Genomic DNA, 26,660 nt, shown 5'->3' with positions numbered 1-26,660 from the left:
CGTGAGTCGGCACCCGGCCCGGGGGCCCCTGAGCCCTTCAGCTCCCGGTGGCGGTCGACGCAGCGGCGGTCACGCCCGCCACCGCTTCACCGTCCTGGTGGCCGCCGGCGTGCTCCGCCTCGGTCCGGACCATCTTCTCCATCGGCTCGGCGCAGCTGCCCCCTGCGACGACCATCGCCAGCAGGATGGCAACCACCGTCAGCACGGTCCCCAGCCAGACCATCGTGTGGACCGGGACGGTGTAGGCGCCGATCACCCGCGCCCCACACTCGACCAGCAGGACGGTCCCCCATATCAGCGAAAACCTCCGCTCGGCCCGCCGGAACCGTGCGGACCCGGCCATCAGCCGGTCCCAGGCGGCGTTCTTCGCCGCGTTCCCCTTCGTCACGAACGGCTTGAGGCCGGCGGTCATCAGAGGCTTCCCCATGAACACGGAGACGATCATCGCTATGCCGACGACGCTGCTCACCCCGCTGTCCTTCGCGAGCATCAGCCGCGGATCGCCGGTCATCGTGCTCAGCAGCAGGCCCACCACGTTGACGACAAGGATCACCAGGGCAAGGCCGTTGACCCCGGCGCCCCGCACCAGGCCCCAGACCGTACGCAGCGCCGGCACCACACTGCTCCAGCCCAGCGCCGCGACCTCACTGAGCCCGAAACCGTTGCGCAGGACGTAGTACGACGCCAGCGGAATCCCCACGTCCAGGACCAGCGGCAGCAAGCTCTGCGCCAGCGGATTCGGCGTCACACCGTCCGCGACCTGCCCCTGCTCCCGGCTCTGCTCCCGGACCTGGTCCCGGCTCGGGCGCTGACTCTCGCTCTCGCTCTCGCTCTGACTCCGGTGCACGGTGGGCTCCCCCGAATTGCTCTCTGAACGGCGACTTTCTTCGACGTCTTCAGCTTCGGGCAGGGCCGGGCACCGCAACAGTTTCGACTGTCCTCACTTCGGCATGACATTTGTCAGTGGTGGGCGGCGAACCAGTCGGCCGCGCCTGGTTCTTCGGATTCTCCTGAGCCTCCTGCCGCTGCCCACACCGGTGTTAGCCGGACGTTAGCGCCGCGGCAGGCCGGCGGTAGCGGCCCCGAGCAGAGTGGGTGACGTACCGAGGAAACACCGACACCGACTGCCCCGGGGGACCCCACAATGAGCTCCAGCGCCACCGTCCGCACCGCTCGCCGCCGCCGCACCCTGCGCCTTGCCGCCGCGGCTCTGACCGCAGCCGCCGGCCTCACCCTGACCGCCTGCTCCGGCGCGGACGCCACCGGCGCGAAGCCCGCCGGCCGCACCGACGCGGGCGCGGTCTCCGCCACCGGCGGCGCGGGCTCCTCCACCGGAGCGCAGGACTCCGATGCCCAGGGCTCCGGTGCTCAGGGCTCCGGTACTCAGGGCTCCGGTGCTCAGGCGGGCTCCGGAACCCAGGCCGGCTCCGGCACCAAGGCGGACGGCGCAGCCAAGCAGTCGGGCAGCGCCCACGCCACCGGCGGCAAGGCGGGCCCGGGTGTCCAGCGCTGCCACACCTCCGGTCTGAAGGCGGCGTTCGCCACGGGCGGCGACGCGGCTCCGGACCCGGACGCGGGCGGCGCGACGACCACCAGCATCGTCCTGACCAACAAGGGCGGCAGCGCCTGCAAGATCGGCGGCTTCCCGGGCGTGGACCTCAAGTCCGAGAACGGCGGCGAGCGCTGGTCGCTGGCCCGTTCGTCGAAGAAGTTCAGCTCGATCACCCTGCAGCCCGGGGACAGCACCGACTTCACGATCAACGTCGCCATGACCAAGGAAGAGACCGGCTTCTACCAGCCCGCCTTCGCGGACGTCACCCCGCCCAACGAGACCACCTCGCTGACCGTGGAATGGCCCTGGGGCACGCTCGTCGACCAGCGGAGCGCCACCCACCCGGCCACCTTCGTCAACCCCATCGGCTGACCACCCGGCCCGCCTCTGACCGCTCTCCACCCGGCGAAACCCCCCGCCGGCAGAGAGCCGGGAAAGTCCGCTGTCCCGGTGCAACTACACCCGGACAGCGGACTTTCCGCTTCGCCGCCGGGGGTTACGGGAGGGCTCTCAGGCCTCCGCCCATACCCGTCGCTCCGTAGTGGCGATGGTCGCCGAGCCGACCACCCGGCTGCCGTCGTAGAGGACGATCGCCTGGCCGGGGGCCACGCCGCGGACGGGCTCCGTGAAGGTCACCTGGAGCTCGGTGCCGTCCACCACCTCCGCCGTGACCTCGGTCTCTCCGCCGTGGGCACGGAGCTGGGCGGTGTACGGGGCGGGGCCGGCCGTCGGGGGACGGCCGCACCAGCGGGGGCGGATCGCGGTCAGCGCCGTGACGTCGAGGGAGTCGGCCGGGCCGACCGTGACGGTGTTGTCGACCGGCGAGATGTCGAGGACGTAGCGCGGCTTGCCGTCGGGGGCCGGGTGGCCGATGCGCAGGCCCTTGCGCTGGCCGATCGTGAAGCCGTACGCGCCCTCGTGGGTGCCCAGGACCGCGCCGGACTCGTCGACGATGTCGCCGGGAGCCGCGCCGAGCCGCTTGGCGAGGAAGCCCTGGGTGTCGCCGTCGGCAATGAAGCAGATGTCGTGGCTGTCCGGCTTCTTGGCGACGAACAGGCCGCGGCGGGCGGCCTCTTCACGGATCTCGGCCTTGGTGGTGAGGGTGTCGCCGAGCGGGAACATGGCGTGCGCCAGCTGGCGGTCGTCGAGGACGCCGAGGACGTACGACTGGTCCTTGGCCATGTCGGAGGCGCGGTGCAGTTCGCGGGTGCCGTCCTCGCGCACGACGACCGTGGCGTAGTGGCCGGTGCAGACGGCGTCGAAGCCCAGGGCCAGGGCCTTGTCCAGGAGCGCGGCGAACTTGATCTTCTCGTTGCAGCGCAGGCAGGGGTTCGGGGTGCGCCCGGCCTCGTACTCGGCGATGAAGTCGTCGACGACGTCCTCACGGAAGCGTTCGGCGAGGTCCCAGACGTAGAAGGGGATGCCGATGACGTCGGCGGCGCGGCGGGCGTCGTGCGAGTCCTCGATCGTGCAGCAGCCGCGGGCGCCGGTGCGGAACGATTTCGGGTTTTCGGAGAGCGCGAGGTGCACGCCCGTCACGTCGTGGCCGGCCTCGGCGGCGCGGGCCGCGGCAACGGCGGAGTCGACACCGCCGGACATGGCGGCGAGTACACGGAGGCGGCGGGGTGCGTCATCAGTCATAGCGTGTCCAGGGTAGACGGAACCGCCGACAGTGCCGAAAGCGTTATGCAGCGCATGGGGAAAAGGGACGGGGACGGCGGCGGGGACAGCGCCGGCACAGGCCGCGCGGACGGCGCCGGCACAAGCGGCGGGGAGCCGAGCGAGGGCCGGGGGGCCGCCGCGCCGGCGCCCGGTCTCACCCGGCGGCGGGCGCTGTGGATCGGGGGCGGCGGGGCGGCGGCCGCCGGGGTCGCGGCGCTGGTGGCGAGCGGTGAGCCGGCGCGGTGGTGGTGGCTGCTGCCGGGGAACGAGAAGCCGCGTACGTCGGGCGTGGTGGACTTCCGGGGCGCGCAGTGGATCGCGGCGTCCCCGGAGAACTATCGGCGGGCCGACCGGCCGGCGGATTACGGGATCGACCGGGTGGTCATCCACGTCGTCCAGGGCAGCTACGGGACCGCGCTGGACGTCTTCCAGGACCCGTATCACGAGGCCGCCGCCCATTACGTGGTCCGGAAGGACGGGCATATCGCGCAGATGATCCGCGAGCTGGATGTGGCGTTCCATGCGGGGAACCGCGGCTACAACGAGCGGAGCGTCGGGATCGAGCACGAGGGGTACGTCGACCGGCCGGAGTCGTTCACGGCTGCCATGTACGCGTCGTCGGCGCGGCTGACGGCCGGGATATGCCGGCACTACGGCTTCCCGGCCGACCGGGAGCACATCGTGGGGCATGGCGAGGTGCCGGGGACGGATCACACCGACCCGGGGAAGCACTGGGACTGGGACCGGTATCTGGGGCTCGTACGGGCCGAGCTGCGCCGTCCCGTACAGAAGCCACCGCACCCCGGGGGCCGGGGCAACGGCGGCGCACAGGCCCCCACGGGAGCACCGGGGACACCGGGGACATTTGGGACACCGGGAGCAACGCCCGCACCGGAGCACCGTGGCGCCACCCGCTAGCGAGGCCCGCCCTACGGGCGAACGAGGGGACCTTGAAGACAGGCCCTAACTCAGCCCCGCACTCCGCGCCCGTTCCACCACCGGGCCGATGGCCTCTGCCAGCGCCGCCACGTCCTCCGCCGTGGAGGTGTGGCCCAGCGAGAACCGCAGGGTGCCGCGGGCGAGCTCCGGGGACATGCCGGTGGCCAGCAGGACGTGGCTGGGCTGGGCGACGCCGGCGGTGCAGGCGGAGCCCGTGGAGCAGGCGATGCCCTGAGCGTCCAGGAGCAGCAGCAGGGAGTCGCCCTCGCAGCCGGGGAAGGAGAAGTGGGCGTTGGCCGGGAGGCGGCCCGCGGGGTCCGGGTCGCCGCCGAGGACGGCGTCGGGGGCGGCGGCCCGTACGGCCTTGACCAGGTCGTCGCGCAGCGCGCCGATGTCGCGGGCGAAGTCCTCGCGGTGGGCGGCGGCATACCGCCCTGCGGCGGCGAAGGCGGCGATGGCGGGGGTGTCGAGGGTGCCGGAGCGTACGTGCCGCTCCTGGCCGCCGCCGTGCAGCACCGGCACCGGGGCGTACTCACGGCCGAGCAGCAGCGCGCCGATGCCGTACGGCCCGCCGATCTTGTGGCCGGAGACCGTCATCGCGGCGAGCCCGGAGGCGGCGAAGTCCACCTCCAGCTGGCCGAATGCCTGCACCGCATCGGCATGCAGCGGGATCTCGAACTCCGCGGCGGCCTCGGCCAGTTCGCGGACCGGCTGGAGGGTGCCGATCTCGTTGTTGGCCCACATGACCGTGGCGAGCGCGACATCGGCGGGGTTGCGGGCGATCGCCTCGCGCAGCGCCCCGGCGTGCACCCGCCCGTAGGTGTCGACCGGCAGCCATTCGACGCGGGCGCCTTCGTGCTCGGCGAGCCATTCCACGGCGTCGAGGACCGCGTGGTGCTCGACGGGGCTGGCGAGGACGCGGGTACGGGCCGGATCGGCGGCCCTGCGTGCCCAGTACAGGCCCTTGACCGCGAGGTTGTCGGCCTCGGTGCCGCCCGCGGTGAAGACGATCTCACTGGGGCGTGCGCCGAGCGAGACGGCAAGGGACTCGCGTGCCTCCTCGACGGTACGCCGGGCCCGCCGGCCGTCGGCGTGCAGCGAGGACGCATTGCCGGTGACGGTCAGCTGGGCGGTCATCGCCTGCACCGCCTCGGGAAGCATCGGGGTGGTGGCGGCGTGGTCGAGGTAAACCATGGTGCGCACGATTCTACGAGCCGACGCGGCGGGCTCCGGGGGCGCATACGCAGCGCGCGGGAGCGGCGGGGCGCCGGGACGCCGCCGGACGCCCGGTACCGGGCTCGCACGGGCGGTGCGCGGGACCGGCCGTTCCCGCTTCTCGCTGCCCGGTTTCTCGCTACCCCGCTTCCCGCTGCCCTGCTTCTCGCTGCCCCTTTTCCCGGCGGGCGGCAGCAGGCCCGCCCGCCCCGCTACTCCACCGTCACCGCCCGCGCCAACTGCCGTGACTGGGCGACCAGTCGGTCCTCGAAGTCCCAGACCTCCGCGTCCTCCTCCAGGAAGCCGCCCGCCAGGTTGCGGGTGGTGATGGCGACCCGCAGCGGGCCGGGGGCCGGGCGGCGGCGGATGTGGGCGGTCAGCTCGACGGTGGGCACCCAGCCGGAGAGCCCCATCTCGAAGGCGGTGGGCGGGAGGGCGTCGACGGTCAGCAGGAGGGAGAGCGGGTCGGGTTCGCGGCCGTCGGCGAGGCCGAACCAGGCGCGCATCTCGCCCTTGCCGGAGGGGGCCCCGACGGCCCAGCCCGCGGTCGCCGGGTCCAGGCGCAGCGCGAGCCGCTCGGCGATGGCGGTGCTGCCGGGGATGGCGGGGCGGCCGTCGGGGGCACTGTCCGTGCCCAGGCAGTGCTCGTACGGCGGGATGGCCGGCGGTTTGGCGGTGGTGCGGACGTCGTCGGGCAGCGCGTCGAGGTCGCCGTACGCGGCGAGCACCCGCAGTCGCTCGATCTCGCTGCCGTCCTCCGCGAACTGGACGAGGCTGGCGGTGCCGGTCGACATCGTGCGGCCGGTGCGGACCACGTCGGTACGGATCACGGCGGGGCCGGGGACCGAGGCCGTCAGGTAGTGCGCGGTGACCGAGAGCGGGTCGGGGTGCGGGAGGGCGTCGCTCAGGGCGCGGCCCATGAGGGCGAGGAGGTAGCCGCCGTTGACCGCCTGGATGATCGTCCAGCCGGCGGAGAGGTGGGCGTCATAGACGCCGGGGGCGCGGCGGGTGACCGCCGTATCGCGGTCGAACTCGCTGTTGCCTCGGTTCACCAGAGCCATGGGTTGCACGCTACACCGGATAGTTACCGACCGGTAGTGTCAGTTTTAACGGCCTCGAACGGAAGCATCCCGTCCGGGCCTGCGATGATGAGCGCCATGCTTCACGTCCTCTACCTGGTCGGTGTGGCCGCCTTCGCCGCGAGCGGGGTGCTGGCCGCCTATCGCGCCAATATGGACCCCTTCGGCGGCCTGGTGCTCGCCTTCGCCGCGTCGATCTCCGGCGGCACGCTGCGCGATGTCATCCTCGACCGGCGTCCGCTGTACTGGACGCACGACTGGGTGCTGCTGACCGTGATCATCTGTGTCGGCGTCGGCACCATGATCTATCTGCGGTTCTGGCAGCTGCCGCACAAATCACTGCTGGTGGTCGACGCGATCGGGCTGTCCGTGGTCACGGTGATCGGGGCCCGCGCCGCGATCGAGGCGGGCGCCACCCCGCTCGCCGTGATCATCCTGGCGGTCCTGACCGGGGTCGCCGGCGAGGTCATCCGCGATGTGCTGTGCGGGGAGTTCCCGCCGCTGCTGCTGCGGGAGGACGTCTATGCGATCGCGGCGCTGGCCGGCGGCTGCTGCTACCTCCTGCTGCACCACCTCGGCACCGGGGCCACCCCCGCCGCGGCGATCTCGGCGGGGGTGGTGTTCGCGCTGCGGATGAGCGCGGTCTACCTCGGACTGCACCTGCCGCGGTCGCAGCAGCTTCGCGACCGGCGCGGGCAGCAGGACTCCGGCTGACCGCGGCGGCCGGTGCTCAGTTCGCCGGCGGCGCCGGCTTGCTGTCGGTGTTCAGCCAGGTGGTGAAGAGGTCGTCCAGCTGCTGCCCGGAGATCTTCTCGGCGAGCGCGATGAACTGGGCGGTGCCGGCATTGCCGTAGCGGTGCGCGGAGGTCCAGGCCGGCAGCAGCTTGAAGAACGCCCGGTCCCCGATCCGCTCGCGCAGCGCCTGCAGCGTCATCGCCCCCCGGGAGTAGACGGCCTGGGCGAACATGGTGTCCCGCTGCGGATCGCCGACCTTCACCTTCCAGAAGGCATCACCGGCCGGCCAGGCGTCGTAGGCCTTGCGGAAGGCGTCATGGGCGCTCAGGGTGCCGCGGTGCTCGGTCCACAGCCACTGCGCATAGCTGGCGAAGCCCTCGTTGAGCCAGATGTCCTTCCACTGCTTGACGGAGACCGAGTCACCGAACCACTGGTGCGCCAGCTCGTGGACGATGGTCCCCTCGCTGCGCACGGCCGAGTAGGCGGGCTTGGACTGCACTTCCAGCGAGAAGCCGGCCTGCGGCATGTCGTCGACGATCGCCCCGGTCACCTCGAAGGGGTACGGGCCGAAGACCTTCGACCAGTAGTCGGTGACCTCGGAGGTGACGCCGTAGACATCGACGTTGCCGGTGGGCAGGGTCGGGTCGATGGCGACGTAGACGGGCGTGCCGCCGGGGGTGGTGCCGGTACGGACGTCGAACTTGCCGATGGTGGCGGTGGCCAGGTACGTCGCCATCGGACGGCTCTCGCGCCAGTGGGCGTACGAGCGGCCGTGCGCCTCCCCGGAGCTGATCAGGCGCCCGTTGGAGACACCGGTCAGGCCCTTGGGGGCGTCAATACGGATGTCGTAGGTCGCCTTGTCGGCGGGGTGGTCGCTGGAGGGGAACCACGTGGAGGCGGCGTTCGGCTCGCAGGCGACGAAGACGCCGTCCTTGGTCTTCATCCAGCCGTAGTCGGAGCCGAAGACGATCGGACCGCTCAGCGCCTGGGGGACGCCGTGGTAGGCGAGGGTGACGGTGAACTTCTTACCACGGCGCAGCGGGTAGTCGGGGCGCAGGGATATCTCGTCGCCGGATCTGGAGAAGTGCGCCCGCCGGCCGTTCACCCGGACCGAGTCGACCGTCAGCTTCTGCAGGTCCAGGTCGAAGGCGGAGAGGTTCTGGGTGGCCCTGGCGGTGAGCGTGGTGCGGCCGTCGAGGCGGCCGCTGCCGGGCTGGTAGCTGACGCCTAGGTCGTAGTGCAGGGCGTCGAAGCCGCCGTTGCCCAGCTGGGGGAAGTACGGGTCGCCGATGCCCGGCGCGCCGGGGGACGCGGCGGGTGCGGCGGCGATGGTGGCGGCCGAGGCCACCGCGGTGGCCAGCGCGAGCCAGCGGGAGGTGCGACGTGCGGAACGGGAGAGTGCCATGAGCCATCCCTTCGGACACACGGATGAAGTTCGCCTCAAGATCGAACAACCGTGCTGACTCTGCACTCTCCCGCCGCGTTCCACCCAGGACTTTGCCAAGTCCCAAGTGTTACTTGCCGGTTGCGGCCTTACCGCCCGCCATTCCGGTGTTCCCCGGGCCTGCTGTGTCCGCTGCGCCTGCTGTGTTCTCTGCGTTCTCCGCGTTCTCCGGGTGGTGGCAGGCCACCTGGTGCCCCGTCCGCAGCGCGACCAGCGGCGGCTCGGTGGTGGCGCACACCTCGGTCGCCTTCCAGCAGCGGGTGCGGAACCGGCAGCCGGAGGGCGGGTTGATCGGTGAGGGCACATCGCCCTTGAGCAGGATCCGGTCGCGCTGGGTGCGCCGCTTGGGGTCGGGCACCGGCACGGCGGACAGCAGCGCCTTGGTGTACGGGTGCATCGGCGACTCGTAGAGCGCCTTGCGGTCGCTCAACTCCACGATCTTGCCGAGGTACATCACCGCGATCCGGTCCGACACATGCCGGATGACCGAGAGGTCGTGGGCGATGATGACGTACGTCAGCCCCAGCTCCTCCTGCAGGTCGTCCATGAGGTTGACGACCTGCGCCTGGATCGACACATCGAGCGCGGAGACCGGCTCGTCGGCGACCACCAGCTTGGGCTTGAGCGCCAGCGCGCGGGCGATGCCGATGCGCTGCCGCTGGCCGCCGGAGAACTCGTGCGGATAGCGGTTGTAGTGCTCCGGGCTCAGGCCCACCAGCTCCAGCAGCCGCTGCACCTCCTTCTTCACCCCGCCCTCGGGCTCGACGCCCTGGAGGCGGAAGGGGGTGGAGACGATCCCACCGATGGTGTGCCGCGGGTTCAGCGAGCCATACGGGTCCTGGAAGATCATCTGGACGTCCCGGCGCATCGGCCGCAGCCGGCCCGAGGACAGGTGGGTGATGTCCTGGCCCTGGAACTCGATGGAGCCGCCGGTCGGCTCGTCGAGCCGGGTGATCAGCCGGCCCATCGTCGACTTGCCGCAGCCGGACTCGCCGACGACGCCCAGGGTCTCCCCGGGACGGACGTCGAAGTCGATGCCGTCGACCGCCTGCACCGCCCCGACCTGCCGCTTGAGCAGGCCCTTGGTGATCGGGAAGTGCCGGACCAGACCGCGGACCCTGAGCAGCGGCTCGGCGTCGGGGGAAGCCTTTGCGGCAGGCTTCGCGGGGGCGTCCGCCGTCTTCTGGAGCGGAATCTTCTTGTTCTGGTCGTCAGTCGTCTCGGTCACAGCTTCGGCGCAATCTCTTCGGTCCAGATACGCTCCCGCTCCTCCTGCGACATATGGCAGGCGGAGAAGTGCCCGCCGCCGGCCTCGCGCAGTTCGGGGCGGACCGTACGGGTGAGGTTGTCCTTGGGGATGTCCGCGTACGGGCAACGGGGGTTGAAGGCGCAGCCGGACGGGACGTTGATCAGGCTGGGCGGGGAACCCTTCACCGGGATCAGCCGGTCCGTCTGGTCACGGTCGATGCGCGGCATGGAGCCGAGCAGACCCCAGGTGTAGGGGTGCTGCGGCTCGTAGAAGACCTTCTCGGCCGGGCCGCGCTCGATGCACCGTCCGCCGTACATCACCAGCAGGTCGTCGGCGAGTTCGGCGACCACCCCGAGGTCGTGGGTGATGATGATGACCGCCGAGCCGAACTCCTTCTGCAGATCGCGGATCAGGTCCAGGATCTGCGCCTGGACGGTGACGTCCAGGGCGGTGGTGGGCTCGTCCGCGATCAACAGCTCCGGGTTGTTGACCAGCGCCATCGCGATCATGGCGCGCTGGCGCATACCGCCGGAGAACTGGTGCGGATGGTCGTCCACCCGCTTGTCGGGCTGCGGGATACCGACCCGGTCCAGCATCTCGATCGCCCGCTTGCGCGCGGTCTTCTTGTCCACGTCGTGGTGGACGCGGTAGGCCTCCACGATCTGGCTGCCGACCGAGTAGAAGGGGTGCAGCGCGGACAGCGGGTCCTGGAAGATCATCGCCATCTCGCGGCCGCGCAGCCGGCGCACCTCGTCCGGCTCGGCCGAGACCAGCTCCTTGCCGTCCAGCCAGATCTCGCCGGACATGTTCACCTTGCTGCGCTGCTGGCGCGAGGCGCGGTGCAGGCCCATCACGGCGAGGGAGGTCACGGACTTGCCGGAGCCGGACTCGCCGACGATGCCGAGCGTCTTGCCCTTCTCCAGGGTGAAGTTCAGGCCGTCGACCGACTTCACGATCCCGTCGTCGGTGTTGAAGTGAACCTTCAGGTCACGCACTTCGAGGAAGGCGGACGGGGGCCGGGAGCCGGCCGCGGCGGGCTCGCCCACGGCGGTCTCGGTCTGGTCCTTTGAGGAGTCGGTCACGAGAGCCTCACCCGCGGGTCGACGGCGGCGTACAGAACGTCCACCACCAGGTTGCACATGACGATGAAGAACGCGGCGAGCAGGGTGACGCCGAGGATGTTCGGGAGGTCGTTGGCGTTGATCGCCTCGACGGCGAAGGCACCGACTCCCTTGAGCGAGAAGACCTGTTCGGTGATGAGCGCACCGCCGAGCAGCAGGCCCAGGTCCATGCCGAAGACCGTGATGATCGGGGTGAGCGCGGCCCGCAGGCCGTGCCGGACGACCACCTTGCGCTCGCGCAGGCCCTTGGCGCGGGCCGTACGGATGTAGTCCTCGCTCAGCGTCTCCAGCATGCCCGCCCGGGTGAGCCGGGCGTAGAGCGCGGAGTAGAGGAAGGCCAGGGTGACCCAGGGCAGGACCAGGGTCCGGGCCCAGCCGAACGGATCGTCCGTCAGGTAGATGTAGTCGCTGCGCTCGAATATCGGCCACTGGTAGGTGAACAGGGCCAGGGCCAGGGCTCCCGTGAAGAACATCGGGAGGGAGACGCCGGCCAGCGCGACGCCCATGGCCATCCGGTCGAAGAACGAGCCGGGGCGCAGCGCGGAGAGCACGCCGGTGGCGACACCGGAGACGACCCACAGCACGGCCGCGCCGGCGGCCAGCGAGAGCGTCACCGGAAGCCGGTTCTGGATCTCCGGCCAGACCTCGATATGGGTTTTGAAGGAGTAACCGAAGCACGGCACATGGCACTTGGCCGCTTCCGGACCGAATTTGTAGTCGACGCCGACGAAAATGCCCTTGAGGAAGTCCCAGTACTGCTCGTACACGGGCTTGTCCAGGCCGAGATTCTTCTTGACCGCGGCGATGTCCGCGGGCGTGGGGGCCTTTCCGATGTACTGCTGGGCAAGCTGGTCGGTGCTCTGCCCGGCCAGCTTCGGCAGCAGGAAGAAGATGCCGAAAGTGACCGCGCTGACGATCAGCAGCAGGACCACTGCGCTGATCAACCTGCGGATGATGTACGAGAACACGGGGATGCGGCGTCGGCGCCGCGGGCCGGTTCACCACCGGCCCGCGGACACCAATGCCTTCACCTGCCTTCCAGGGCTGCTACTTCTTGACGCCGATGTTGAGGTAGTCGTACTGACCGCTGAAGGCCGAGGTGGACACCAGGTTGGTGGCCTTGGGCGAGCGGTACATCAGGACCTTGAAGTAGGTGAGCGGAACGATCGCCGCCTGCTCCATCGTCTTCTTGTCGATCTCGGCGTACGCCTTCTCGCGGGCCGCCTTGTCGGTGTTGGCGATGGCGCTGTCGAGCAGGTTGTTGATCTCCGGGTCGTCCAGCTCCGAGAGGTTGGCGTTGCCGGACTGGCTGATCGCCTTGCCGTTCAGGATCTGCTGCAGGTAGCCGTAGCCGGTCGGGAAGTCCGAGCCCCACTGCATCATGATCATGCCGACGTTGTTCTTCTTGTTGAACTTCGGCACACCGGCGTAGTCCGAGAAGTACTTGCTGGTGGGGTACGACTGGATCTTGGCGGTGACGCCGATCTTCTTCAGCGAGTCGATGACCGAGGTGGCCGCGTCGACCTCGTCCTGGCGGTCGTTGCGGGCCAGGATCGTGGTCGTGGTCTTGCCGGCGCCGCACTTCGCCCAGTGCTTCTTGGCCTCGGCCAGGTCCAGCTTGTCGCCGTCGTACTTCTGCGGGTACAGGTCGTACTTCTGGTAGCCCTCGATGTCGGTCGGCAGGACCGTGGAGGCCAGCTCACCGCGGATCGGGCCGCCGAGGGAGGTCTGTACGGCCTTCTTGTCGATGGCGTACTCGACGGCCTTGCGGCACTCGATGTTGTCGAACGGCTTCACCTTGGTGTCCAGCGCCGTGTAGACCAGGCGCTGGCCGAGGGTGTTGTCGGTGTTGCCCTTCTCCTTGGAGTTCGTCAGGAGCTGGGCCTGGGTCTGCCCGTCGACACCACGTCCTGCCAGGTCCACCAGGGTGTTACCGGACTGGAGGTCCTTGTCGATGGTCGACTGGGCGACCTTCAGGTTCAGGACGATCTTGTCCGGCAGCTGCTTGCGCAGCGGGTCCGTCTTCGCGGACCACTGCGGGTTGCGGACCAGGGTGAGCTTCTTGCCCTCCTGGTAGCTCTCGAACTTGTACGAGCCGGTGGACAGCACGGACTTGGTGTAGTCCGCGCCCTTGTCCTTGGCCTGCGGGACCGGGGCGGTCTGCGGGGCGCTGACCAGGTAGTCGAACTCGGCGAACGGCTTCTTGAGGTGGAAGACGATCGTCTGGTCGTCCGGGGTCTCGATGGACTTCAGACCGGCCTTGGTCTTGTCCTTGTAGGGACCCTTGTAGCCGCCGTCGTTGTCCTTGAGGAACTGCTGGAAGTAGTTCGGGCCCAGCGAGAGGGTGTCACGCGCGAAGTTGCTGCGCTCGACGGCGTACTTGACGTCCTGCGAGGTGGCCGTGGAGCCGTCGTCGTACTTGACGCCCTTGCGGAGCTTGTACGTCCAGGTCTTGCCGCCGTCGCTGGGCTTGCCCATCGACTCGGCGAGGTCCGGGACCAGCTCGTTGCCCTTGGCGCCGGGGCCCGGCTTGAAGGTGGTGAGCGGGCGCGCGTAGAGGCGGCTGAAGTTGTAGATGAAGGCGTAGTAGGTGTTGCCCGGGTCGAAGGACTCGGGGGCGTCGCTCATCGCATAGGTGACCGTGCCGCCCTTCGCGTCCGAGGCGTTGACGACGCCCTTGGTGGCGGCGTTCGCCTCGCCCGAGCCCTCCGAGGAGCCGTTGCCCCCGCTGCAGCCGGCCAGCAAAAGGCCCGCACTGGTGATGGCCGCGACAGCCGCGACCGGAACTGACCTTCGCATGATGGTCGGTGTCCCCTTCGTTCGTCGAGAAAGGTCAAATCTCAAAACGCAGTAACGCAGTAACGCGGAAACGCAGTAACGCACTGGGGGTGTCGGAGCGGGTGCCCGCGGCGGCCGTCAGCGGCTGCGCGGGTCCAGCGCGTCCCTCAGCCCGTCACCGAGCAGGTTGAACGCGAGCACGGTGACGAAGATCGCGAGGCCGGGGACGATCATGTACTGGGGGTCGACCTCGTAGTACTTGACCGCCTGGTTGAGCATGCCGCCCCAGGACGCCTGGGGCGGCTGAATGCCGACGCCCAGGAAGCTCAGGGCCGCTTCGAAGAGGATGTTGGAGGGGATCAGCAGCGTCGAGTAGACGATGATCGGCCCCACCAGGTTGGGCAGCAGCTCCCGGAAGAGGATGAACGGCCCGCGCGCGCCCATGCCGCGGGCGGCGTCGACGAATTCACGCTCGCGCAGCGACAGGGTCTGCGCGCGCACGATCCGCCCCATGTAGGGCCAGTTGAAGAAACCGATCACGAAGATCAGCACCGAGATGTGCAGCGGCAGGCCCTCCATGCCGAAGGCGCCGCCCTGCAGCGAGGCGGAGATCGCGATGGCGAACAGCAGCAGCGGGAAGGCCAGGAAGACATCCATCATCCGGCTGATGAGGGCGTCCACCCGCCCGCGGTAGAAGCCGGCGACCACACCGAGCACGGTGCCGATGGCGACCGACAGCACCGTCGCGCCGAACGCCACGATCAGCGACACCCAGGAGCCCTCCAGGATCCGGGCGAGCAGATCGCGGCCGAACTTCGGGTCCACGCCCAGGGGGTGGTCAGCGCTCATGCCGCCGAGGTCGCCCTTGGGGAGCGTGGTGTTGGGGTCGATCAGCGACTGGTGGGGATTGTTCGGGTCCAGTCCCAGCAGGGCCTGGATCGGACGGGAGAGCGCGGCGACGACGATGAGCAGGATGACAACGATGGCACCGGCCACCGCAACCTTGTCCCGCCTGAAGCGCAGCCAGGCGATCTGACCGAGCGAACGCCCCTCGATCCGCTTTGTCTCGACGCCCTTCAGCACCGCTTCCGGCTGCGCCTCAGCAGCCGCCCCGGTGGTCTCGATCGGTGCGGTCACAGTGCCTTTGACCCCTCTCGGCCGACGGTGGCCGGCCCCTGCCCGCCGCGGATTGCGGCCTGGTTCACATCACTGGTGCAAGTTCGGTGCAGCAATTCCTGCGGACATCGCGGAAGTTCGCACTATGGAAGTTCTCAGGCTTACGCGACGCCGTGGGATGACGCTCGTACAAAGGACCGAGGTCTGTTGTTTCCGGAGTCTTCATCCCTTTCTCGATCAGTCACCAGCCCTGATGGGGAAAGGATGCGCAACTGTGATGTGCTCCACTGCCTTCCGTTATACGGACAAAAGTTCGGGCTGAGCGGAGCGATCGCCCGCGGGAGAGGTCCTCAACCGCGGGGCATACAGGGGCAATTCACCACAAGACCGGCGCCCGGACGTTACCCCCGGGGCGCCGGAGACAGGCTGTCAGTAAGGGCGCGGGTAGCCGTAGCCGTACGACGGCGCGGGAGCCTGGGCCGGCTGACCCGGCGGCTGGGCGTAGCCGTCCCGGTCGAAGAACGGGCGCGTGGAGGCCCGCATCCACATGCCGACCGGGTCGAACTCGTCGTTCATCGCGACGGTGGAGACCGGCAGACCGTCCGGCACCGCGCCGATCGACTGCTGGATCATCAACCGCACCGAATCCACCGCTTGTTGGCCGGTGTCGTACAGATCCAGACCGATCGCCAGATAGGGGGCACCGAGCGCCGGCTGCACCCAGGCCCGGCGCAGCGACCGCACGGCAGGCGTCCGGTGTGCGTTCTGGGCGAGCAGCGCGTAGAACTGCGGGATGTCGATGACCGGTTCGGAGATCCGCAGCGGACCGGCCGGCAGCCGGTCCAGACCACCGGCGATACGGCGCAGATCCAGCCACGGGATGCCGACACCCCCGCCGGAGGCATGCGGATTCAGCCACAGGCCCCAGCGGTCGGGGAAGAGCGAGGCGGCGATCTCCAGGCCGGTGACGACCTCGTGGTCGCGGTTCCAGCCGGAGGCGGCGAGCTCGGGCGCCGAGGTCACACACGGCGCATAGCCGAGGCCTTCGACCTCCATGTTTCCGTACTGCGCATCGGGCGAACCGGCCCGGCCGTGCCACAGCAGCATCCAGACCTGGCCCGCGGCGAGCGCCTGCAGCAGCGCCTCATAGGCGTCGTAACGGCCGGGCGAGACCTGCTGGAGCAGCTGCTCCAGTGCTCCGGCCGCCGCCGGCCCCTGATGCGCACCCGCGCTCACGTGGTCCGTCCCTTCGTCCGCAGGGCACGTCATGGGTGCGCCCGCCCGTCATCCATCCAGCTTACGAGTGGTCCCGAGAGTAGAAGGGCCGCACACGCTCCAGCATCCAGTCGGCGACCGGGTCGCCCTGGGCGAGGTCGAGCATGACGAGCTGTACGGGCCAGGGCACCGGCACTGCGCCGAGCGCACGTCCGAGGGCTGACAGTACCGCCTCGCGGGCGGTGCCGTCGTGCAGTGCCGCGGGGTCCGCACCGATCTGCACACCGACGAACAGCGCGGGCGTGTCGCCCTCGACACTTGCCAGGGCACGCCGGGCAGTCAGGACAATTCCGGCGCCGGAGAACTCCAGTCCGGCGGCGGCCAGGAAGTCCACCGGCTCGTCCTGCCAGTCCGGCTCGAAGAGCCGCACCCGGCCGCCGCTGGGCAGACCGGTCCGCTCCTGGCGCCCCTCCCGGCACAGTTCGGCCACCGCGGGAGGCGGCAGCGGGACGCCGATCGTGCCGTCCGGGTTGACCGCGATGCCGATGTGCGGGGGCAGCCCGCGGGCGAACTCCCGTGCCGGGGCGACGGTGAAGGACATATGCGCGCCGACCGCCCGCAAGAACTCCTGCTCGGAGCTGTAGACCGGGACATAGGCCGCACCGTGCAGCTCGACGGTGGGCAGATCGAGGCCGCGGGTGCCGGGACCGGCGCTCTCCGGTCCGCCGCCGTTGGGCAGCGGCACCCAGACCCTGCTGCGGCCCAGCACCTCGACGATCCGGCCACCGGCGCCCGGGTGCCCGGCCGCGGCGGCCAGCACCTCTTCGAGCTCGTTCGCCGGCCACGCCAGCTGCGGTATCCCCTGCTGCGGAAATGTCATGTGCACCCACCCGTTCCGAACCGCGCCATCTGGCCAAAGACCCTAGACGAGAAGGCGTGCGGAGGGACCCTCGGGGCACGGTGGCGGTGCGCTCAGTCGAAGCTGACCGTCTCCAGGGCGCTCGCCGCCCGCCGGTCGAGCAGGACGGCCGAGTGGCAGCCCTTCGGCAGCCGGGCCGACTCGGCCGCGCCGACCAGCCTGCCCACCGCCCCGCGGTGCCGCGCGAAGGCGTACCCCGACACCCCGCGCCCCCGCGACTCCTGGCCGGACAGCGCCACCTCGGGCGGCACATCGAGCAGCACCAGATGCAGCCCGCGGCCGCCGCGCACCGCCGACCGCGCGATCCAGCCACGCACCCACGCCAGGGTGCCGCAGTCGTGCACCACCACGCTGCCCCCCGAGCGCAGCGCACGGCCCAGCGTCAGGTAGTGGGCGGCCCGGACCAGCGGACGGTAGAGGGCGTACGGCAGCCGGCGCAGCCTGCCGTGCTCCCAGCGCTCGCGGACGTCCTGCGAATCGATGCGGTGCACCACGGCGCCGTGTGCGTCCAGCGGCGGTACGACACGGTGCATCAGGGTGCTCTTGCCGCTGCCCGGCAGACCGGAGACCACCACCAGGTCACCGGCCGGGAACCGCAGCTCGGCGGCCCCCCTCGCCCGTCCGCGGCCCCTCAGGTCCACGACTTCGGCGCCGCGCCCGGGCCGGACGACGGGCCGCGGCCTCCGGCCGGCCCGGGGCCCGGCGGCGGGCGGCACCGCGGGCGCGGTCGCCGGAGGCGCGACGGCCGGAGGCACGACGTCTGAAGTGGCTCCGAATGCCGCTTCACTGTGCACGCGATCGTCCTCCCCGTCCGGTTCTGCTCCGGTTCGAGTCCGTCCCCTACCCGCAGAGTGTCAAGAAAAGGTAATGCCCATCAAGGCTATTGTCCGATCTGCCCACGTCACGGGCGGGGTGACAGCAGGGGCTCCTCTATCGGGCGATCCCGTGCAATGATGTGGCCGCCACGTGCACATCGCGTCTCACCTGTGCACCGCCAACTGCATACCGGCCGTTTGAACCCGCGCGGGAGAGTCCCCGGCCGCCATGGCGGGGCGCCGAAGGAGCAAGTCCTCCCTTGAATCTCTCAGGCCCCTATACCGCGCAGGCGAGGCAGATCTGAAAAGCGAGCCGCAGCCCGGCACACGGGGCGGCTCCACCCAAGGTGCAAACCGGGTCCGTTCGCGGGATCCCGGTGAACCTCTCAGGTTCCGATGACAGATGGGGAGAACGTCTTGTCACCCCTGCCTGGGAGCCCGGAACCATGACTGATGCCCCCCGCCGTACCGCGCTGGACGCCACCCATCGTGCGCTCGGCGCCACCATGACCGACTTCGCCGGCTGGGACATGCCGCTGCGCTACAGCAGCGAGCGTGACGAACACATCGCCGTCCGTACCCGCGCCGGCCTGTTCGACCTCTCCCACATGGGCGAGATCACCGTCACCGGCCCGCAGGCCGCCGACCTCCTCGACTATGCGCTGGTCGGCAACATCGGGGGCGTCAGGACCGGCCGCGCCCGCTACACCATGATCTGTGAGGACCAGGGCGGCATCCTGGACGACCTGATCGTCTACCGCCTGGCCGACCAGGAGTACATGGTCGTCGCCAACGCCTCCAACGCCCAGGTGGTGCTGGATGCGCTGACCGCGCGGGCGGGCGGCTTCGACGCCGCGATCCGCGACGACCGGGACGCCTACGCGCTGCTCGCGGTGCAGGGCCCGGAGTCGCCCGGGATCCTGAAGAAGGTCACCGACGCCGACCTGGACGGCCTGAAGTACTACGCGGGCCTGCCCGGCACCGTCGCCGGCGTCCAGGCGCTGATCGCCCGTACCGGATACACCGGCGAGGACGGCTTCGAGCTGTTCGTCCGGCCGGCCGACGCGGTCGCCCTCTGGGAGGCGCTGACCGAGGCCGGCCAGGACGCCGGTCTGGTGCCCTGCGGCCTGTCCTGCCGGGACACTCTGCGCCTGGAGGCGGGCATGCCGCTGTACGGGCACGAGCTGACGACCTCGACCACGCCGTTCGACGCGGGTCTGGGCCGGGTCGTGAAGTTCGAGAAGACGACCAACAACGGCGACTTCGTCGGCCGTACGGCGCTGGCGGCCGCCGCCGAGCGCGCCGAGGCGAACCCGCCGCGCAAGCTGGTCGGCCTGATCGCCACGGGCCGCCGGGTCCCGCGCGCCGGCTACCCGGTCGTCGCGGCCGACGGCACGGTCATCGGTGAGGTCACCTCCGGGGCCCCCTCTCCCACCCTCGGCAAGCCGGTCGCCATCGCCTACGTCGATGCCGCCTACGCCACACCGGGCACCGAGGGTGTGTGCGTGGACATCCGTGGAAGCCATGAGCCGTACGAGGTCACCGCTCTGCCGTTCTACAAGCGGCAGAAGTAGCACAGACAGCAGAAGCAGGAGCTCACCCGGGGCGGACCCGGCAGCGGCGCGCACCCGTGCGTCTCACTGTGCAAGCCCCTCCCCCTCGGCGTCACCAGGGGCGACCCCCTTCACCACCACACCCTCGCGTACAGGAGAATCGAGCCATGAGCAACCCCCAGCAGCTGCGCTACAGCAAGGAGCACGAGTGGCTGTCGGGCGCCGAGGAAGGCGTCTCGACGGTCGGCATCACCGAGCACGCGGCCAACGCGCTCGGCGACGTCGTCTACGTGCAGCTCCCCGAGGTCGGTGCCACGGTCGCGGCGGGCGAGACCTGCGGCGAGCTGGAGTCGACCAAGTCGGTCAGCGATCTCTACTCGCCCGTCGACGGTGAGATCACCGAGATCAACGAGGATGTCGTCAACGATCCCTCGCTGGTGAACTCCGCCCCGTTCGAGGGCGGTTGGCTGTTCAAGGTGAAGCTCGGCGGTGAGCCGGGCGAACTGCTCTCCGCCGACGAGTACGCCGCCTTCATCCAGAGCTGAGCCGCCGGCTCCCCGTCCGGCACCGCCCGGGCCAAAGCTCCTCCGGACCCGCCGTCCGGCCGGACCCCGATCGCGCCCCCTGACTCCCCCAGGAAGACTCATGTCGCTTCTGAACAGCTCCCTCCACGAGGTCGACCCCGATGTCGCCGCCGCCGTCGACGCCGAACTCCACCGCCAGCAGTCCACCCTCGAAATGATCGCGTCGGAGAACTTCGCCCCCGTCGCCGTCATGGAGGCCCAGGGCTCCGTCCTCACCAACAAGTACGCCGAGGGCTACCCCGGCCGCCGCTACTACGGCGGCTGCGAGCACGTCGATGTCGTCGAGCAGATCGCGATCGACCGCATCAAGGCCCTGTTCGGTGCCGAGGCCGCCAACGTCCAGCCGCACTCCGGCGCGCAGGCCAACGCCGCCGCCATGTTCGCCCTGATCAAGCCGGGCGACACCATCCTGGGTCTCAACCTCGCCCACGGCGGGCACCTGACCCACGGCATGAAGATCAACTTCAGCGGCAAGCTCTACAACGTGGTGCCCTACCACGTCGACGAGAAGACCAACCTCGTCGACATGGAGGAGGTCGAGCGCCTGGCCAAGGAGCACCGCCCCAAGCTGATCGTCGCCGGCTGGTCCGCCTACCCGCGCCAGCTCGACTTCGCCGCCTTCCGGCGCATCGCCGACGAGGTCGGCGCCTACCTCATGGTCGACATGGCGCACTTCGCCGGCCTGGTCGCCGCCGGCCTGCACCCCAGCCCGGTGCCGCACGCCCACGTCGTGACCACCACCACCCACAAGACCCTCGGCGGCCCCCGCGGCGGCGTGATCCTCTCCACCCAGGAGCTGGCCAAGAAGATCAACTCTGCGGTCTTCCCCGGCCAGCAGGGCGGGCCCCTGGAGCACGTCATCGCCGCCAAGGCCGTCTCCTTCAAGGTCGCCGCCTCCGACGACTTCAAGGAGCGCCAGCAGCGCACCCTCGACGGCGCCCGGATCCTGGCCGAACGCCTCGTCCAGGACGACGTCACACAGCACGGCGTCTCGGTCCTGTCCGGCGGCACCGACGTCCACCTCGTCCTCGTCGACCTGCGCGACAGCGAGCTCGACGGCCAGCAGGCCGAGGACCGCCTCCACGAGGTCGGCATCACGGTCAACCGCAACGCGATCCCCAACGACCCCCGGCCCCCGATGGTCACCTCGGGTCTGCGCATCGGCACCCCGGCGCTGGCCACCCGCGGCTTCCAGGCCGAGGACTTCCGCGAGGTCGCCGACATCATCGCCGAGGCCCTCAAGCCCGCCTACGACGCCGAAGCCCTCAAGGCCCGCGTCACCGCACTCGCGGAGAAGTTCCCGCTGTACCCGTCCCTGTGACGCGACTCATGCACTGAGCCCGCTGCCCGCCGGTGACCGGCGGGCGGGGGGGTGCACGACGGCGCACGACGGTGAGCCCGGGGTCGTCGGTCCCGGGCTCATGGTCTGCCGGCTCTGCTTCTCTTCGGGGCTCTTCCCGCCGCTTCCGGGCTCTTCCGGGGCTCTTCCGGGGCTCTTCCGGGGCTCTTCCGGGGCCCTTCGGGGCCCCTCCGGTCTTCATGCGGGTGCAGGGGCTGCCGGTGGGGCGGGCGTAGCATGCATGACCGGTGCGGTGGCGGGCAGCCGCCCCCTCATGGGAGGGAAGGCAGTTTCCGGCCGGTCCCCCCGCACGCGGATCAGGACCGGGCACGAAGCAGGCACGACCGAACACGACCGGACCCGCGCCTGCCCGGCAGGCGGACCGGCCGGTGCACGGCCCGGTGCCGCCACCTGCCCCTGGCCTCCAGGCCTCCAGGCCTCCGTCCACCCCGGCCTCCATCCGCCCTGGCCCCCATCCACACCCGCAGCTGTCCACACCGACCGACGACGCCCGTCACCCCCTCGCCTCCTCTCACCGCCCGTCACCGTTCGTTACCCGCGGCGTCGCGCACCCGACGGCTTCCGTCCGACGGCACCGGACCACGTCCGCGCTACCCTCGACCAACGGCGCAGAAACGTCCCCTCTGCCCCATTACTCCACCGCTCCACCGTCCCATCCGCTTCATCGCTCCACCGTCCACCACGAGCAGACAAGGGAGTCCGCCCCCGTGGCCATCTCCGTCTTCGACCTCTTCTCCATCGGCATCGGCCCCTCCAGTTCCCACACCGTCGGCCCGATGCGCGCCGCCCGGATGTTCGTGGGACGCCTCAAGAAGGACGGTCTGCTCGCCCAGACGACCACCGTGCGCGCCGAGCTCTTCGGCTCGCTGGGCGCCACCGGCCACGGCCACGGCACCCCCAAGGCCGTCCTCCTCGGTCTGGAAGGCCACTCCCCCCGCACCGTCGACGTCGAGTCCGCCGACGCCGAGGTCGAGCGCATCCGGCAGACCAAGCGGCTGCGGCTGATGGGCGCGGAGATAGGCGCCGCGCACGAGATCGACTTCGACGAGTCGGCCGAGCTGATCCTGCACCGGCGCCGGGCCCTGCCCTACCACGCCAACGGCATGACGCTCTTCGCGTACGACGCCTCCGGCGCACCTCTGCTGGAGAAGACCTACTACTCGGTCGGCGGCGGTTTCGTCGTCGACGAGGACGCGGTCGCGGGCGAGAACCCGATCGTGCCCGACGACACCGTTCTGACCCACCCCTTCCGTACCGGCGACGAACTGCTGCGACTGTCCCAGCAGACCGGCCTGTCCATCTCCGCCCTGATGCTGGAGAACGAGAAGGCCTGGCGCACCGAGGAGGAGATCCGGGCCGGGCTGCTGGAGATCTGGCAGGTCATGCAGGCCTGTGTCACGCGCGGCATGTCCCGCGAGGGGATCCTGCCCGGCGGCCTGAAGGTGCGGCGCCGCGCCGCCAACGCCGCCCGCGCCCTGCGCTCCGAGGGCGACGCGGCCGCCCGCGCGATGGAGTGGACCACCCTCTACGCGATGGCCGTCAACGAGGAGAACGCGGCCGGCGGCCGGGTGGTGACCGCCCCCACCAACGGCGCGGCCGGCATCATCCCCGCGGTCCTGCACTACTACATCAACTTCGTGCCCGGTGCCGACGAGGAGGGCGTGGTCCGCTTCCTCCTCGCCGCCAGTGCGATCGGCATGCTCTTCAAGGAGAACGCCTCCATCTCCGGCGCCGAGGTCGGCTGCCAGGGCGAGGTCGGCTCCGCCTGCTCGATGGCCGCCGGCGGCCTCGCCGAGGTCCTGGGCGGCTCCCCCGAGCAGGTCGAGAACGCCGCCGAGATCGGCATGGAGCACAACCTCGGCCTGACCTGCGACCCCGTCGGCGGCCTCGTCCAGATCCCGTGCATCGAGCGCAACGGCATGGCCGCCGTCAAGGCCGTCACCGCCGCCCGCATGGCCCTGCGCGGCGACGGCCGCCACCACGTCTCCCTCGACAAGGTCATCAAGACCATGAAGGACACCGGCGCCGACATGAGCGTCAAGTACAAGGAGACCGCCCGCGGCGGCCTCGCCGTCAACATCATCGAGTGCTGACCTCGGAGCCCTGACAGCCCCGAAGGCCCTGAAGGCCCTGAAGACCCTGACCAGCGCGTTTGCATCTTTCCGCGCGGTCAGGGCCTTGCCTTGCCCAGGCTGGGGTTGCCTCCCGCTTCACACGGCCGAAAGCCCCTCAGATTCCTTCTGAGGCGCTGAGGGCAACGGGGAGGGCATCTTGCTGCTTGGCCTCGTCTCCCTGACCCCGCCTCGGTAGCCCGGAACTTGCGCCAGCTGCGCTGTCTTTGGCGTTCGCCGCCTTCGGTATGCGAACCCGAGAGTCACGAGGCGGCACGATCGTTGACGCCAGCCTGGTCCGCGCTTGCGGGGCCCGTGAGGGGCACGGCGGTGCTTGAGAGCGGGCCCTGAAGGTGAGCCGCCGGGGCGTGACTCCTGTGCCCGGCGGGGCGGTCGCCTGCCGGGTTGTCTGTCCGGCTATCTGCCGATTTCCCAGGCGAAGGGTGGGAGTTCGCGGGCCCGGGAGTAGACGTCCAGGGCCTGGCTTGTGGGGACGAAGGGGTGGACTCGGGCGCCTTCGAGGCCGGCCAGCAGGCGGGCGCAGTGGTGGACGCAGCCGGCGACCTCCCTGCCCTGGCGGTCGACGATGGTGGCGGCGTCCCGAGAGCCCTCGCACGGGGTGGGGTCCTTGGCTGCGGCGGCCGGACAGCGGCCGGGCGGGGCGCTGGACGCTGCGGTCCGGTCGGCTGACCGGCGCGGCGGCGAGGGGTTGAGTGGTTGGTTCATCGGTGGGCCCCCTGGTGTTGCGGTGGTGCGTGCTGTGAGCGGCGCCGTGGCGGAATCGCTGCCGCCGTCCCGGTGCCCAGGACAGTGCTGCTCGGCGTGGGATGCGTCCATGCCGCCTTGGGGAAGACCTGGTCCTATCGTCAGCTATTCATGGGAATGTGCGCGATGAGAGGGCGGAACCGGGCTGTTCCGGCGGGGGCAGGCGAAGGGTTCCAGGAGCAGTGCGAGGGCGAGCAGGGTGGCCGCCAGCAGCCAGCCGGCCAGAACATCACCCGGCCAGTGGACACTCAGATAGACGCGAGTGAGGCCTACTCCGGCGGCCCAGAGGGCGAGTACCACGCACCACGTGCGGGCCACGGAGGGGCGGGCGCGCCGGGCGATGCCCCAGGCCAGGATTCCGGCCGCCAGCGCCGAGGTGGTGGCGTGGCCGGAGGGGAACGCGTAGCCGGAGGCGTACGAGGCCCAGACGGCGGCCGGCGGGCGGGGGCGGGCGAGCAGTTCCATCAGGCCGTAGCGGATCGCCTGGCCGATGGCGAGGACGGCGACGGCGCAGATCACGGCGCGCAGCCGGCCCGCCGCACCGCGGCCGGCCATCAGGCCGGCGAGCACCACCAGCAGATAGGGAACCGGTCCGCTGCCGGTGGCGGTCAGCGCGCGGGCCAGGGAGCGCAGCGGCTCGCCGTGGTGAGCCGTGGACCAGTGGAGGGCGGCCCGTTCGGGGGCGAGTGGGGCTCCGTGCCGTAGGGACACGGTGAGGGCCACGGCGGCGAAGAGCGCGGCGCAGACCGCGGCGAGGGTCAGGAGCGGGGCGGTGGCGGGGCGCCGCCATGGGGCGGGGTGCGGGTCGGGGCCGGGGGTCGGCTCCGGGTCGGGGGGCGGGGCCGGCTCCCGGGCGGGCTCCGGGTCCGGCCGCTGCGTCCCCGGCGCCCGTTCCGGTTCGGATTCCGGTTCCGGCCGCCGTCCCGGTTCCGGTTCCGGCTCCGACGCCGTCACCGCTCGGCGATCCGGGTGTACGGGCCGCCGTCGACCGAGGCTCCCCCGAAGGCGAGATGGGTCACGGGGTTCTCCTTGGCGGCTGGTGCTCTGCGGCTCGGCGCTCCCCGGCTCTGCGGAGCACTGCGCGGCTCGGTGCGAAGGGCGCCTGACGGGGACGGGCGGGGCGGCGTGGACCGGGCTTCGAGGGGCGCGGATCAGGCGTCGGGTGGCGGGGCTCAGGCCTCGGGTGGCGGAGTGGGGTGGTCGGGGGCCGTTTGCGGGCGGCTGCGGGAGCGGAGGAGTTCGACGGCGAGCGGGGCCAGCGACACCAGCACCACCAGGGCGACCAGTGGCAGCAGGTAGCGGTCGACGTTCGGTACCGACGTGCCCAGGGCGTATCCGGCGAGGGTGAGGCCGAGCGTCCAGAGCAGGCCGCCGGCGATCTGCCAGAAGGCGAAGGTGCGGGCGGGCACGCCCAGGGCGCCGGCCAGCGGGTTCAGCACGGTGCGGACGACGGGGACGAAACGGGCGAGGACGATGGCCTTGCCGTGGCCGTAGCGGGCCAGGAACTCCTCGGCGCGGGCGGCGCCCTCGTGCAGCCGGCGGGCGCGGCTGCGGGCCAGCAGGGCGCGGCCGCCGCGCCGGCCGATCCAGTAGCCGGTCTGGGCTCCGGCGAGCGCACCGACGGCGGCGGCCGTGAGGACCTGGGGCAGCGCGAGGTGCACGGCGCCGCCGGCGCCCGGGGCGCACAGCAGTCCGGCGGTGAACAGCAGGGAGTCACCGGGCAGGAAGAAGCCGACCAGCAGCCCGGTCTCGGCGAACAGCACGACGGCGACGCCCAGCGCACCGAACGCGGCCAGCAGGGAGCCGGCATCGAGCACATTCACGGCCTGGACGACCGCTGTCACCTGCGGAAATGCGGCGGCTGCGGACATGTCAGCGGCCCCTCCCATAATGGGTTGCGGGCCCGGCTTCCGGCCGGCCCGACCGACTACAGTCTCGTAGACGGTCTACGGAACTGTAGACGACGAAAAGGTGAAGGGCGTTCCATGTCGGACACATCACCCGTGCAGCGGCGCCCGGCCGGGGAGCTGGAGGCGAGCGTGCTCGCGGCGCTCTGGGCGGCCGCCGGGCCGCTGAGCCCCGCCGAGGTGCAGAGCGGGCTCGGCGGCCGGCTCGCGCGGACCACCGTCACCACGATCCTCACCCGGCTGCACGACAAGGGGGCGGTCTCCCGGGCCCGGGCGGGCCGAGGTTTCGTGTACTCCCCCATACAGGACTCCGCCGGGCTGACCGCCCGGCGGATGCGCAGCGAGCTCGACAAGCAGGACGACCGCGGCACCGCGCTCGCCCGCTTCGTCTCGCAGCTGACCAGCGAGGACGAGCAGTTGCTGCGGTCCCTTCTGGAGAGCGTGGACGGCACCTCCGAGGGACCGGGAGCCGGCTCGCAGCCCGGATCCGGGCTCGGCTCCGGCACCGGCTCCGGGCCCGGCTTCGACATCGACTCCACCC

Annotated in this window: 23 protein-coding genes, 1 pseudogene and 1 riboswitch; of the genes and pseudogenes, 8 read left to right on the top strand and 16 right to left on the bottom strand. The window is 70.8% G+C overall.

The window, feature by feature from the left end; genetic code table 11:
• Positions 1 to 37: 37 nt before the first annotated feature.
• Entirely contained in the window at positions 38 to 748 is a 711-nt protein-coding gene (locus ABR737_RS31420; RefSeq protein ID WP_350256993.1) for a VC0807 family protein, read from the bottom strand.
• A gap of 396 nt (positions 749 to 1,144) precedes the next feature.
• Between ABR737_RS31420 and ABR737_RS31415 the strand changes: the two genes are divergently transcribed.
• Positions 1,145 to 1,924, top strand: a complete 780-nt coding sequence (locus tag ABR737_RS31415) for a DUF4232 domain-containing protein (RefSeq protein ID WP_350254134.1) — start codon at positions 1,145 to 1,147, stop codon at positions 1,922 to 1,924.
• 138 nt (positions 1,925 to 2,062) lie between these two features.
• On the opposite strand, the gene mnmA is transcribed toward ABR737_RS31415, so the two are convergent.
• A complete protein-coding gene (gene mnmA, locus ABR737_RS31410) occupies positions 2,063 to 3,193 on the bottom strand; it encodes a tRNA 2-thiouridine(34) synthase MnmA (protein WP_350254133.1) in 1,131 nt (376 codons plus the stop codon).
• 54 nt (positions 3,194 to 3,247) lie between these two features.
• On the opposite strand from mnmA, the gene ABR737_RS31405 reads away from it, so the two are divergent.
• Positions 3,248 to 4,132: an N-acetylmuramoyl-L-alanine amidase gene (locus tag ABR737_RS31405; RefSeq protein WP_350254132.1), complete on the top strand. Its 885-nt coding sequence runs from the start codon at positions 3,248 to 3,250 to the stop codon at positions 4,130 to 4,132.
• 45 nt (positions 4,133 to 4,177) lie between these two features.
• On the opposite strand, the gene ABR737_RS31400 is transcribed toward ABR737_RS31405, so the two are convergent.
• Positions 4,178 to 5,347 (bottom strand): cysteine desulfurase family protein, encoded by a 1,170-nt coding sequence (locus tag ABR737_RS31400; RefSeq protein WP_350254131.1) that lies wholly within the window; start codon positions 5,345 to 5,347, stop codon positions 4,178 to 4,180.
• A 233-nt stretch (positions 5,348 to 5,580) separates the two neighbouring features.
• Positions 5,581 to 6,429, bottom strand: coding sequence for a thioesterase family protein (locus tag ABR737_RS31395; RefSeq protein ID WP_350254129.1), 849 nt, complete (start codon positions 6,427 to 6,429; stop codon positions 5,581 to 5,583).
• A 96-nt stretch (positions 6,430 to 6,525) separates the two neighbouring features.
• On the opposite strand from ABR737_RS31395, the gene ABR737_RS31390 reads away from it, so the two are divergent.
• Complete coding sequence (locus tag ABR737_RS31390; protein WP_350254128.1) at positions 6,526 to 7,161, top strand: trimeric intracellular cation channel family protein; 636 nt, start codon at positions 6,526 to 6,528, stop codon at positions 7,159 to 7,161.
• A gap of 16 nt (positions 7,162 to 7,177) precedes the next feature.
• On the opposite strand, the gene ABR737_RS31385 is transcribed toward ABR737_RS31390, so the two are convergent.
• From ABR737_RS31385 to ABR737_RS31345, 9 genes are all read right to left on the bottom strand, one after another.
• Positions 7,178 to 8,587, bottom strand: a complete 1,410-nt coding sequence (locus tag ABR737_RS31385) for a M1 family metallopeptidase (RefSeq protein WP_350254127.1) — start codon at positions 8,585 to 8,587, stop codon at positions 7,178 to 7,180.
• Positions 8,588 to 8,696: 109 nt separating this feature from the next.
• Positions 8,697 to 9,854 (bottom strand): ABC transporter ATP-binding protein, encoded by a 1,158-nt coding sequence (locus ABR737_RS31380; RefSeq protein ID WP_502964410.1) that lies wholly within the window; start codon positions 9,852 to 9,854, stop codon positions 8,697 to 8,699.
• The gene (locus tag ABR737_RS31375) at positions 9,851 to 10,957 is read right to left on the bottom strand and encodes an ABC transporter ATP-binding protein (protein ID WP_350254126.1); all 1,107 of its coding nucleotides are present in this window, start codon (positions 10,955 to 10,957) and stop codon (positions 9,851 to 9,853) included. The genes ABR737_RS31380 and ABR737_RS31375 overlap by 4 nt, the downstream gene beginning before the upstream one ends.
• Positions 10,954 to 11,964 carry an ABC transporter permease gene (locus ABR737_RS31370; RefSeq protein ID WP_350254124.1) on the bottom strand — a complete coding sequence of 337 codons (1,011 nt, stop codon included), beginning with the start codon at positions 11,962 to 11,964 and terminating at the stop codon, positions 10,954 to 10,956. Before ABR737_RS31370 ends, ABR737_RS31375 begins: the two co-directional genes overlap by 4 nt.
• A gap of 79 nt (positions 11,965 to 12,043) precedes the next feature.
• Positions 12,044 to 13,795: an ABC transporter substrate-binding protein gene (locus ABR737_RS31365; RefSeq protein WP_350254122.1), complete on the bottom strand. Its 1,752-nt coding sequence runs from the start codon at positions 13,793 to 13,795 to the stop codon at positions 12,044 to 12,046.
• Between the two features lie 117 nt (positions 13,796 to 13,912).
• Positions 13,913 to 14,911 carry an ABC transporter permease gene (locus tag ABR737_RS31360; protein ID WP_350254120.1) on the bottom strand — a complete coding sequence of 333 codons (999 nt, stop codon included), beginning with the start codon at positions 14,909 to 14,911 and terminating at the stop codon, positions 13,913 to 13,915.
• Between the two features lie 408 nt (positions 14,912 to 15,319).
• Complete coding sequence (locus ABR737_RS31355) at positions 15,320 to 16,126, bottom strand: enhanced serine sensitivity protein SseB C-terminal domain-containing protein (protein WP_350254118.1); 807 nt, start codon at positions 16,124 to 16,126, stop codon at positions 15,320 to 15,322.
• 61 nt (positions 16,127 to 16,187) lie between these two features.
• Complete coding sequence (locus ABR737_RS31350) at positions 16,188 to 16,985, bottom strand: enhanced serine sensitivity protein SseB (RefSeq protein ID WP_350254116.1); 798 nt, start codon at positions 16,983 to 16,985, stop codon at positions 16,188 to 16,190.
• Positions 16,986 to 17,077: 92 nt separating this feature from the next.
• Positions 17,078 to 17,740 (bottom strand): AAA family ATPase, encoded by a 663-nt coding sequence (locus ABR737_RS31345; protein ID WP_502964523.1) that lies wholly within the window; start codon positions 17,738 to 17,740, stop codon positions 17,078 to 17,080.
• A gap of 298 nt (positions 17,741 to 18,038) precedes the next feature.
• Positions 18,039 to 18,134, top strand: a riboswitch (glycine riboswitch).
• A gap of 151 nt (positions 18,135 to 18,285) precedes the next feature.
• Here ABR737_RS31345 and gcvT point away from each other — a divergent pair.
• From gcvT to ABR737_RS31325, 4 genes are all read left to right on the top strand, one after another.
• The gene (gene gcvT, locus ABR737_RS31340) at positions 18,286 to 19,413 is read left to right on the top strand and encodes a glycine cleavage system aminomethyltransferase GcvT (protein WP_350254112.1); all 1,128 of its coding nucleotides are present in this window, start codon (positions 18,286 to 18,288) and stop codon (positions 19,411 to 19,413) included.
• A 146-nt stretch (positions 19,414 to 19,559) separates the two neighbouring features.
• Positions 19,560 to 19,937 (top strand): glycine cleavage system protein GcvH, encoded by a 378-nt coding sequence (gene gcvH, locus ABR737_RS31335; protein WP_350254110.1) that lies wholly within the window; start codon positions 19,560 to 19,562, stop codon positions 19,935 to 19,937.
• Between the two features lie 100 nt (positions 19,938 to 20,037).
• Positions 20,038 to 21,297, top strand: coding sequence for a serine hydroxymethyltransferase (gene glyA / locus ABR737_RS31330; protein ID WP_350254108.1), 1,260 nt, complete (start codon positions 20,038 to 20,040; stop codon positions 21,295 to 21,297).
• A 746-nt stretch (positions 21,298 to 22,043) separates the two neighbouring features.
• Entirely contained in the window at positions 22,044 to 23,429 is a 1,386-nt protein-coding gene (locus ABR737_RS31325; protein WP_350254107.1) for an L-serine ammonia-lyase, read from the top strand.
• 435 nt (positions 23,430 to 23,864) lie between these two features.
• Here ABR737_RS31325 and ABR737_RS31320 read toward each other — a convergent pair whose 3' ends face one another.
• The 3 genes from ABR737_RS31320 to ABR737_RS31310 form a co-directional block, all read right to left on the bottom strand.
• Positions 23,865 to 24,173, bottom strand: coding sequence for a hypothetical protein (locus ABR737_RS31320; RefSeq protein WP_350254106.1), 309 nt, complete (start codon positions 24,171 to 24,173; stop codon positions 23,865 to 23,867).
• A 144-nt stretch (positions 24,174 to 24,317) separates the two neighbouring features.
• Positions 24,318 to 25,166, bottom strand: a complete 849-nt coding sequence (locus tag ABR737_RS31315) for a phosphatase PAP2 family protein (protein ID WP_350254105.1) — start codon at positions 25,164 to 25,166, stop codon at positions 24,318 to 24,320.
• Positions 25,167 to 25,384: 218 nt separating this feature from the next.
• Positions 25,385 to 26,083 (bottom strand): DedA family protein, encoded by a 699-nt coding sequence (locus ABR737_RS31310; protein ID WP_350254103.1) that lies wholly within the window; start codon positions 26,081 to 26,083, stop codon positions 25,385 to 25,387.
• A 114-nt stretch (positions 26,084 to 26,197) separates the two neighbouring features.
• Between ABR737_RS31310 and ABR737_RS31305 the strand changes: the two are divergent.
• A pseudogene (locus ABR737_RS31305) lies at positions 26,198 to 26,566 on the top strand (BlaI/MecI/CopY family transcriptional regulator); the annotation flags it as partial.
• Positions 26,567 to 26,660: the final 94 nt, after the last annotated feature.

Source organism: Streptomyces sp. Edi2 (assembly GCF_040253635.1).
In the GTDB taxonomy this organism is placed as follows: Bacteria; Actinomycetota; Actinomycetes; order Streptomycetales; family Streptomycetaceae; genus Streptomyces.
The sequence above is the reverse complement of the archived record's forward strand: the minus strand, read 5'-3'. Positions and strand labels throughout refer to the sequence as shown.